Origin of the sequence: Streptomyces montanisoli, from assembly GCF_017813245.1 — a bacterium.
Lineage (GTDB): Bacteria > Actinomycetota > Actinomycetes > Streptomycetales > Streptomycetaceae > Streptomyces > Streptomyces montanisoli.
In genome coordinates, this window is sequence record NZ_JAGIQL010000212.1 from 1 (window position 1) to 8,729 (window position 8,729).

An 8,729-nucleotide genomic window follows, 5' to 3' on the forward strand; every position below is an offset into this window, starting at 1 on the left:
CCGTGCGGGACACCGACCGCCCGGCCGCGCGGGACGGCGCGGGCAACGAGGGCGGGTGCGGCCGCCGGGGTGGCCCGGGGCGCACCCCTCAGCGCGGCGGCCCCTGCGTCCTGCCGTGGTCGAGGTACGCCAGCACGGCGAGCACGCGGCGGTTGTCGTCGTCCGACACCGGCAGGCCCAGCTTGCCGAAGATGTTCGACGTGTGCTTGGCCACCGCGCGCTCCGTGACGACCAGTTGGCCGGCGATCGCCACGTTGGACCGCCCCTGCGCCATCAGTTCCATGACCTCGCGCTCCCGCGGGGTGAGCGTGCCGACCGGGGAGTCGCGCGAGCGGCGGCTCAGCAGCTGCTGGATGACCTGCGGGTCCATCACCGTGCCGCCGCCCGCCACCCGCCGGACCGCGTCGATGAACTGCTCCGCGTCGAACACCCGGTCCTTGAGTAGGTAGCCGATCCCGCCGTCGCCGTCGGCCAGCAGCTCGCGCGCGTAGAGCTGTTCGACGTGCTGCGAGAGCACCAGTACCGGGAGCCCGGGCCGCGCCCTGCGGGCCGCCAGCGCGCACTGCAGCCCCTCGTCGGTGTGCGACGGCGGCAGCCGCACGTCGACGACGGCCACGTCGGGCTCCGACTCGGCCAGCGCCCTGGTCAGTTCGGGCCCGCTCTCCACGGCGGCGGCGATCTCGAAGCCGTACGCCTCGAGCATCCGCACCAGGCCGTCCCGCAGCAGGAAGAGGTCTTCGGCTAGGACAACGCGCAAGGGATCTCCACGGTCACCATGGTCGGACCGCCCGCCGGGCTGCTGACGGCCACTACACCGTCGAATGTACCGAGCCTGCGCTCGAGGCCGCTGAGCCCGGAGCCCGTCCCCCCGGTCACCGCGCCCCCGTGGCCGTTGTCCGTGACCGACGCGCGCAGCATCCCGTCGCTGTGCGAGAGATCGATCCACACCCGGTCGCCCCCCGAGTGCTTCACGGCGTTGGCGAGCGCCTCGCTGACCGCGAAGTAGGCGGCCGACTCGACGGGCGCGCCCGCCCGCCCCGGCAGCGCCACCTCGACCTCCACCTCCATCGGCATGCGCAGCGCCAGCGCCCTGACCGCGTCCCCGAGGCCTCGCTCGGCCAGTACAGGCGGGTGGATGCCGCGCACGAGATCGCGCAGTTCGGTCAGGGCGTCGGCCGACGAGCGGCGCGCCTGGCCGATCAGCTCCTTCGCCCTTGCCGGGTCCTTGTCGACGAGCGCCTCGATCGTGCCCAGGTCCATGCCGACGGCGACGAGCCTGGCCTGCGCCCCGTCGTGCAGATCGCGCTCGATGCGTCGCAACTCGGCAGCCGAGGCGTCGACCGCGTCGTGCCGCGTCTCGGTGAGCCGCTCCACGCGCCGCGCCAGCTCCTCGTCCCTGCCCGGGTCGAGCAGCGACCGCGTCAGCAGGAAGTGGCCGCGCAGCAGCGCGGGCGCGTACCGGACGCCGAGGACCAGGAGCACGGCGCCGCACGCCGCCGCCGGCAGCGCGGAGAGGGGCCCGGAGACCGGTATGAACCCGTACCAGTAGGGGTCGTGCCGGAAGGCGGCCCACAGCCCGGCGAGGACGACGAACCCCTCGATCCCGTAGAGGAAGAGCGCGGGCGCGAGGAAGGCGCTGACGCACCCCGCGGTCATGTCGGCCAGCAGCCAGCGCAGATCGCGCCAGGTGGCCGGATCCTTGAGCAGGTGCACCGTCCGCTCCACATCGCCGACGACGCCCCGCCGCACATCGGGCGGAAGCGGCCGGTAGGCGGCCGGGATGCGCACCCCCGCCCACTCGGCCGCCCAGGCGCGCCGCCGGTGCGCGTGCCTCCTGACGGCGTCCAGCACCGCGGGTGTGGTGAAAAGGCCGACACCGAGGGGGACGAAGGCGATCGACAGCACGGAGAAGACGAACAGCGTGGTCGACCCGGCCAGCGACACCACGAACAGCCGGGCGCCGCGCCACGCCGCACGCGACGACTCCCGAATCCGCTTCCTCACACCGATCATCCCCTCCCGCACCGGGCACCCCCGTGGACCCGACCACCGGATCGGTCTCCAGTGTGTCCGGCGGCAGGCCGCCCCGTCAGCCGTGCAGCCCCCCACATCTGTGGTGTAGCCAGCACCACCCGGCGGCCGCCCCCGCGGAGCCGTGCGGGCACACTGAACCGCATGAGCAAGCCACGCATCGCACTTTTCGGCACCGGCCCCTGGGCACAGATGACCCAGGGCCCCGCACTCGCCGCCCATCCCGGCGTAGAGCTCACCGGCGTCTGGGGACGCCGCCCCGAGGCGGCGGGCGCGCTCGCCGCCACCCTCGGCACCACCGCCTACTCGGGCGACGAGGGCGCCGACGCGCTGATCGCCGCCAGCGAGGCCGTCGCCTTCGCCCTGCCGCCGGACATCCAGGCCCCGCTAGCCGTACGCGCCGCCGCGGCCGGCCGGCACCTGCTGCTCGACAAGCCGGTCGCCGCGACGGCCGAAGGCGCACGCGAGGTCGCGGAAGCGGCCGGGCGCGCGGGCGTGTTCTCCGTCGTCTTCTTCACCTCGCGCTTCGAGTCGGCCGTCTCCCGGTGGATCGACGAACAGGCGGCCAGGGACGGCTGGTTCACCGCGCACGCCCACTGGCTCGGCTCCCTCTACGCGGACGGCTCCGACAGCCCGTTCGCCGCGTCGCCGTGGCGCCGCGAGAAGGGCGGCCTGTGGGACGTGGGCCCGCACGCCCTGTCGGTGCTGCTGCCCATCCTCGGCGACGTGACGGACGTGACGGCCGTACGCACGGAACCCGATTTGACACACCTGGTGCTGCGCCACGCGTCGGGCACGTCGAGCTCGGTGGCACTGAGCCTCAGCGCCCCGAAGGCGGGCGCCGGCACGGGCGTCGAGCTGAGCGGGGCGCACGGCGTGGAGCGGATGCCGCAGGGGCGCGACACGGCGCAGACGTCGTTCGAGTCGGCGATCGACGGGCTGCTCCAGGCGGTGCGCACGGGCACGGCCCACGAGGTGGACGTGCGCTTCGGCGCCAGGGTGACGGAGGTCCTGACGCGGGCGGAGGAGAACATCAGGGCGCACGCCTGACCGGCCCGTGGGGCGCGGCCGTCCTGGCACCGTCCGCCACCCCGTGACCCGTGCGCCTCTCGCGTCCCACAAGGGCCTCAAAACGCCTCTGGCCAGGGAGGATTGTCAGTGGCCGGCAGTAAAATGGAGCTAGTTCGGCAGAGCTGACAGACCGTACGCCAGCCACCGCTAGGAGGTCACCGATGGCCGCTGCCGCGTTGACGGAGACGACGACGATCCACACCGACGAGTTCCGCCGCGGGCGCGCCGCCGTCCGTGTCGAACCCCTGCCGCCGCTCAGGCGCGCGCCACTGCCCGCGGGCCGCCCCCGCGCGTGGTACGAGGCCCACAACCGCAGGCTGAAGGCCATGCGCCTGGCCATCGCCCTGCTCGACACCGGCGTCTACCGTCCGGCGAGCGCAGACAACGGCCGGATACGCGACACGGCGGCGCGCATCGGCGTGCATCCGCCGTCCGACACCACGTGCCGGATGGTCCGCGCCCTGATCGCCTGACGTCCGGGGAGGCGCCTGACGTCCCGGGAGGCGCCCGGGGGCGCCTCCCGGGCAGGCCGGTGTGTCATGGGGAGGCATACTCTCCACATGACACACCGCGTTACCGGTGGGACGCGAGTGGCGATCCGGCGGGCGACCGCCCGGGACGCCAAACGGCTCACCACCCTGGTCGGCTCCTCACGCGCGTACGAGGGCCCGTACGCGTCGATGGTCGCCGGCTACCGGGTCGGCCCCGACTACATCGAGACACACGAGGTCCATGTGGCCGTCGAGGTCCCGGGCGAGGCCCTGGGCCCCGGCGGCCGGATCCTCGGCTTCTACTCCCTGCTGCTCGCGCCGCCCGAGCTGGACCTCCTCTTCGTGGCCGACTCGGCCCAGCGGCTGGGCATCGGCCGCCTCCTCGTCACGCACATGAAGGCGACCGCGCGCGCGGCGGGCGCGGACCACGTCCACGTGGTGTCGCACCCCCCGGCCGAGGGCTTCTACACGAGCGTCGGCGCCACGCGCACGGGCACGAACAGGGCCAACCCACCCGCCGTGCTCTGGGACCGCCCGGAGCTCTCCATCCCCACACACCCCTGACACTTCGGTCGGTCGGTCGGTCCGTCCGTCAGGCCGAGTCCGACCCGTCAGGCCGAGCCCGACCCGGACGCGCCGGTGTCCGCACCTCCCGCGATCTTGCCGGTCATGTCGGCCGTCTTCGCCGCCGGCGGCGCGGTGACTTCGGCCTTCGTCCCGAAGTCCGTGAACTGGATCTTCGAATCGAGCGCGAGCTTCTTCCCCGCGGCGGAGCCGCCCGATCCGCTACCGGCCGACGAGCTCTGCGACGCCGACGCCGACGCCGACGCAGACGCGGACGCGCCACTCCCGCCGCCCGCACCAGGCGACATGGGCGTGCCCGTCCTGACCGCCGCCTTGACCTCCTCCTGGCGGATCCTGCCCTGGCCGTCCAGCCACAGGTCGACCGGCAGCTTGCCGCCGAGCTGCTGCTTCAGCCGCCGGGCCTGGGCACCGCTGTCCTTCGCGAGCTTGCTCACGTCGACCGACACCTTGTAGTGCGTGGTCTTGGTGCCGTTCACCGTCTCCGTGCCGACCTTGGTGACGTTCTTGCCGCTCAGCCCCTTGACGTACGAGAACGGCGCGGCCGGGTCCGCCATGCGGGTCATGCCACCCGCGCTGCCCCCCGCGCCGCCAGCGACCTTCTTCAGGTCGATCCTCACCCACGTCTTGCCGCTCGGCAGCAGCTTCTTCGCGGCACTCGCCGGCAGCTTCTCGTAGAGCACGCCGTCCACGGTGCGCTCCTCGGTCTGCTGCCCCTGGACGTTCATGTGGAGGTCGCTCGCGCCGTTCGCCAGGTCGATCACGCCCGAGCCGCGGATCGTCGTGCCGCCGCCGTCCGTGCCGCCGACCGTGGTGCTCATGGTCATCTTCGCGGTCTTGGCGTCCGCCGTCTTCTGGTACGCCGACTGCACGGCGGCCGAACTCTGCCCGTCGCCCGAGCCCCCGCCGCCCGACTCCGAGGCGGACGCGCCTCCCGCGGAGCCCGCCGGCGAGGAGCCATCACCCGCGCTGTGGGATCCGCAGCCCGCCAGCACGCCGACGGCCGCCACACCACTGATCGCGAAGGCCGCCGCCCGGCGGCCCGTGTTCTTCCGGACCATGTCATCTCCCGTTGTGCGCTTGCCTGTTCTGCCTTGGCGTCTCTCTTCCCGACAGGGGTCGGCTACCCGTCCCGCCAGTCCGCATACGCGGCCCCCGCGGGTCCCCGCCGGCTGCCGCCCGCTGATCGCGCGTCAGAGTCCCGGCTTCCACTCCACCAGCACCAGCGTCGCGTCGTCGCGCAGCACGTCCTGCTGGCGTGCCAGCAGGGAGTGGATGAGCTGGCGCAACGCCTCGGCCGGCATCGTGCCCGCGGCGGTGGCCCGGATGATGGTGTCGGTGAACCGTTCGAGGCCGAACTCCACGTCGCCGACGATCCGCGACTCGGTGACCCCGTCCGTGTACAGCAGCACACGGTCACCGGGCCGCAGCCGCTCCTCGTGCAGCGTCCGCGGGCTCGCGAGCAGCTCGGACGGCATGCCCATCGGCGGTTCCGGCGGCCTCTCCAGCGCGTCTTCGAGCACCCGCTCGTCGCGGATGAGGAGCGGCGGCGGATGGCCGCAGTTGCACCACCGCAGGATCCCCTCGTCCGTGTCGAGCCGTGCCAGGATCCCGGTGCAGTACTGCTCGGGCAGCCAGCGGGCGAGCGCGCGGTCGATGGTGTCGACCATCTCCGGCAGGTCCGCGTCGGCACGCCGCGCGCTGCGGCACGCCGCCATCGCCACGGCCGTCGCCAGGCCCGAGGAGAGGTCGTGCCCCATGGCGTCGAGGATTACGGTGTGCAGCGTCGACTCGGTCAGCGAGTGGTCGAAGGCGTCACCGCCGAGCTGGTACGCGGGCTCCAGCACGGCGGTGGACGTGGCGCGCCGGTTGGCGATCGTGCGCGGCGGCAGGAAGGCGCGCAGCAACTCGGCCGGCAGCCGCATGATCTCCAGCCGGGTGTGGCGCGCGAAGGCGTCGCTGTACTCGCGCTTCGACACGACCACCATGGACAGCAGCGAGGCCAGGATGCGGCAGCGGCGCATCAGCGCGGTGTCGACACGTACGGCCGTCACCCCGAGCACGCCGAGCCGCTCGGCCCCGTCCACGAGGGGCAGCCATGCCGCCAGACGCTCGTGCCCGGTCTCCTCCATGCGCAGCCCGAGGGTCCGGTACGCGCGCCCCGCCATGGTCGAGTCGATGTCGAGGGGCGGCAGGCCGTCGACGAGGGGCACGAGCAGGCGCTGCTGGAGGTCGACGAGATAGAGGTCGATCCGCTCGGCCCCGACGAGCGGCGCGAGCCTGCTCACGAGGACCGGCAGGTCCATGGGAGACGCCGCGTGCGCCTCGGCCAGGAGCTCTTCGAGCATCTGCTCGTCGATGCCGCCGCGCGGGCCGTCTGCCACCATCGTCGATCACCGCCCTCCCGGGCAGTCTCGCCCAGGCCCGGGCCGCGCGCGCCTCATGGGCACCCGGACGGGCGCCCGCGCGCCACCTGCCCCTCTTCCCGGCCCCTGATCACAGCCACGTCGTCGCCGTCGCGACGGTCGCCGCCGAGGCGAGGACGAGGACGATGTTGAGGGCGATCCGGCGGTCCCCGCGTGCCAGGTGCACCCTGATGGCGCCGGCCTGGAGCACCGTGAACCCGGCGGCCGCGGCCAGGGCGAGCCAGGGCGCGATGCCGGTCAGCGGCGGGAGCACGAGACCGGCCGCGCCGGCCACCTCGACCGCGCCGAGGGCCCTGACGGCGGCCATCGGCATGTCGTCCACCCAGCCCATCATCGGCCGCAGCCGCTCGCGGCTCCGCACCGCCTTTACGCCGCCCCCGTAGAGGTAGAAGGCGGCGAGCAGGGCGGCGAGCGTCCAGTACGCGACGTTCACGAGCGCGCCCGCGACGCCTGCTCGCCCGCGGGTCCCCTCACGGCCCCGCCCACAGCCCCGCTCGCGGGCGCGGTGGCGGGCGCGGTGGCGTAGCGGCTCATCACCTCGACGGTCGCCTCCGGGGTCGCGGCCCCGCCGCCGGCGATCATGTCGCGCAGGTCCCGGAAGTACTGCACGTACAGGTCAGGCGTGAACGTGCTGAGCATGACGGCCGGTTCGCCGGTCACGTTGGCGAAGGTGTGGGGCGCCCCGGGCGGAACCATCACCAGCGTCCCCGCTGTCGCGTCGTGGTCCTCGTCCCCGACGGTGAACCTGACGGTGCCGGAGATGACGTAGAAGCCCTCGTCGTGCTGGGCATGCCGGTGCTGCGGCGGCCCGGGCGTGTGCGGGGCGAGGACGGACTCGGCGAGCCCGAGGCGGTGTCCCGTGTGGCTGCCGTCCTCCAGCACACGCAGCCGGGTGGTGCCCAGGACGATCGTCTCACCGTCGCCAGGGCCCACCACCGACACGCCGGTTCCGGCGCTCCGATCGCTGTCGTTCCCCGGTTCTTCGGCTGCTTCGGTTGCTTCGCTCTCTTCGATCTCTTCGGTCATGCCCCCGATTGCACCGGCAGGGCGCGGCGGCTGTCCAAGACCTGTTCGGAGGCCCCGATACCGTACCGGTATCGTCCCAGCATGGAGCTACGCACGCTGCGCTACTTCGTGGCGGTCGCCGAGGAGCTGCACTTCGGCCGGGCCGCGGCCCGGCTGCACATGAGCCAGCCGCCGCTGAGCCGCGCCATCAAGCGGCTCGAGACCGAGACCGGGGCGGCGCTGTTCGACCGGTCGCCCGCCGGCGTCACGCTCACCGCGGTGGGGGAGGTGCTCCTCGACGAGTCGCGCGCCCTGCTCGACCGGGCCGACCGGCTACGCGCACGCGTCGCGACGGCGGCCGGCACCGCGACGATCACCGTCGGCATCCTGGCCGACAGCGCCGACCCGCACGCGACCCGGCTGGCCGGCGAGTTCCGCAGGCTCCACCCGGGCGTCGAGGTCCGGGTCCGCGACACGGACCTGACCGACCCCACGTGCGGGCTGCACGCGGGCCTCGTCGATGTCGCCCTGACCCGCGGCCCGTTCGACGGGACCGGCCTCGCCGTACGGGCCCTGCGCGCCGACCCCGTGGGCGCGCTGCTGCGCGCCGACGACCCACTGGCCCGCCGCGAGAGCCTGCGGCCGGCCGACCTGGCCGACCGCCGCTGGTTCAGGTTCCCCGAGGGCACCGACCCGCGGTGGCAGTCGTACTGGAACGCCGGCGCGGCCCGCGAGGGCCCGGTGGTGCGCGCCGTCCAGGAGTGCAGGCAGGCCGTCCTGTGGAACGGCACGGTCGGCATGACGCTCGTGGACGACGAGCCGCCGGAGGGGCTCGCGGTCGTGCCACTGACCGGCGTGGAGCCGAGCCGCGTCGTGGTGGCGTGGAAGGAGGGCGACGCGAATCCGCTGATCCGCTCGTTCGTCCGCACGGCGATCACCGTCTACCGCGACTGAACATCCCCCGGCCCGGCCCGGCCCCGCTGATCGGTAGAGCTCACGTCTGAACTCCTGTCACCGATGTATCCGGTATGTCCTCCTCCACTTGAGGGAGGGGGGCGAGGGGGAGGGGGGAGGGGGGGGGGGGGGGGGGGGGGGGGGGCGAGAGGGGCGGGGGGGGGGGGGG

The 8,729-nt window shown here is 73.8% G+C and carries 10 protein-coding genes; 4 read left to right on the top strand and 6 right to left on the bottom strand.

The genetic code is table 11. The features are described 5' to 3' along the window. Positions 1–88: 88 nt before the first annotated feature. Complete coding sequence (locus JFN87_RS29850) at positions 89–757, bottom strand: LuxR C-terminal-related transcriptional regulator (protein WP_209345112.1); 669 nt, start codon at positions 755–757, stop codon at positions 89–91. Further along, on the bottom strand, positions 742–2,013 hold the full coding sequence (locus JFN87_RS29855; protein WP_209345115.1) for a sensor histidine kinase: 1,272 nt from the start codon (positions 2,011–2,013) through the stop codon (positions 742–744). Before JFN87_RS29855 ends, JFN87_RS29850 begins: the two co-directional genes overlap by 16 nt. 162 nt (positions 2,014–2,175) lie before the next feature. On the opposite strand from JFN87_RS29855, the gene JFN87_RS29860 reads away from it, so the two are divergent. The 3 genes from JFN87_RS29860 to JFN87_RS29870 all read left to right on the top strand — a co-directional run bounded on the left by JFN87_RS29860 (position 2,176) and on the right by JFN87_RS29870 (position 4,157). Further along, entirely contained in the window at positions 2,176–3,081 is a 906-nt protein-coding gene (locus tag JFN87_RS29860) for a Gfo/Idh/MocA family protein (RefSeq protein ID WP_209345117.1), read from the top strand. A gap of 182 nt (positions 3,082–3,263) precedes the next feature. Beyond that, positions 3,264–3,575 carry a hypothetical protein gene (locus JFN87_RS29865; RefSeq protein WP_245182532.1) on the top strand — a complete coding sequence of 104 codons (312 nt, stop codon included), beginning with the start codon at positions 3,264–3,266 and terminating at the stop codon, positions 3,573–3,575. A gap of 87 nt (positions 3,576–3,662) precedes the next feature. Continuing rightward, entirely contained in the window at positions 3,663–4,157 is a 495-nt protein-coding gene (locus JFN87_RS29870) for a GNAT family N-acetyltransferase (protein WP_245182533.1), read from the top strand. Between the two features lie 47 nt (positions 4,158–4,204). Here the strand turns inward: JFN87_RS29870 and JFN87_RS29875 are convergent, their stop codons facing one another. The 4 genes from JFN87_RS29875 to JFN87_RS29890 all read right to left on the bottom strand — a co-directional run bounded on the left by JFN87_RS29875 (position 4,205) and on the right by JFN87_RS29890 (position 7,627). Next, positions 4,205–5,236, bottom strand: coding sequence for an SCO4651 family lipoprotein (locus JFN87_RS29875; RefSeq protein ID WP_209345121.1), 1,032 nt, complete (start codon positions 5,234–5,236; stop codon positions 4,205–4,207). A gap of 132 nt (positions 5,237–5,368) precedes the next feature. Then, positions 5,369–6,562: a PP2C family protein-serine/threonine phosphatase gene (locus tag JFN87_RS29880; protein ID WP_209345123.1), complete on the bottom strand. Its 1,194-nt coding sequence runs from the start codon at positions 6,560–6,562 to the stop codon at positions 5,369–5,371. Positions 6,563–6,671: 109 nt separating this feature from the next. Further along, the gene (locus tag JFN87_RS29885; RefSeq protein WP_209345126.1) at positions 6,672–7,034 is read right to left on the bottom strand and encodes a DoxX family protein; all 363 of its coding nucleotides are present in this window, start codon (positions 7,032–7,034) and stop codon (positions 6,672–6,674) included. Continuing rightward, on the bottom strand, positions 7,031–7,627 hold the full coding sequence (locus JFN87_RS29890; protein ID WP_209345128.1) for a cupin domain-containing protein: 597 nt from the start codon (positions 7,625–7,627) through the stop codon (positions 7,031–7,033). Before JFN87_RS29890 ends, JFN87_RS29885 begins: the two co-directional genes overlap by 4 nt. A gap of 81 nt (positions 7,628–7,708) precedes the next feature. Here JFN87_RS29890 and JFN87_RS29895 point away from each other — a divergent pair, with 81 nt between their 5' ends. Further along, on the top strand, positions 7,709–8,560 hold the full coding sequence (locus JFN87_RS29895) for a LysR family transcriptional regulator (protein WP_209345130.1): 852 nt from the start codon (positions 7,709–7,711) through the stop codon (positions 8,558–8,560). The last annotated feature ends 169 nt before the right edge of the window (positions 8,561–8,729 follow it).

What these genes read in the sequence shown, in the direction of transcription:
- JFN87_RS29855 (WP_209345115.1), bottom strand. Translation starts at nt 2,013, where the DNA reads ATGATCGGTGTGAGGAAGCGGATTCGGGAGTCGTCGCGTGCGGCGTGG.
- JFN87_RS29860 (WP_209345117.1), top strand. Translation starts at nt 2,176, where the DNA reads ATGAGCAAGCCACGCATCGCACTTTTCGGCACCGGCCCCTGGGCACAG.
- JFN87_RS29865 (WP_245182532.1), top strand. Translation starts at nt 3,264, where the DNA reads ATGGCCGCTGCCGCGTTGACGGAGACGACGACGATCCACACCGACGAG.
- JFN87_RS29870 (WP_245182533.1), top strand. Translation starts at nt 3,663, where the DNA reads ATGACACACCGCGTTACCGGTGGGACGCGAGTGGCGATCCGGCGGGCG.
- JFN87_RS29875 (WP_209345121.1), bottom strand. Translation starts at nt 5,236, where the DNA reads ATGGTCCGGAAGAACACGGGCCGCCGGGCGGCGGCCTTCGCGATCAGT.
- JFN87_RS29880 (WP_209345123.1), bottom strand. Translation starts at nt 6,562, where the DNA reads ATGGTGGCAGACGGCCCGCGCGGCGGCATCGACGAGCAGATGCTCGAA.
- JFN87_RS29890 (WP_209345128.1), bottom strand. Translation starts at nt 7,627, where the DNA reads ATGACCGAAGAGATCGAAGAGAGCGAAGCAACCGAAGCAGCCGAAGAA.
- JFN87_RS29895 (WP_209345130.1), top strand. Translation starts at nt 7,709, where the DNA reads ATGGAGCTACGCACGCTGCGCTACTTCGTGGCGGTCGCCGAGGAGCTG.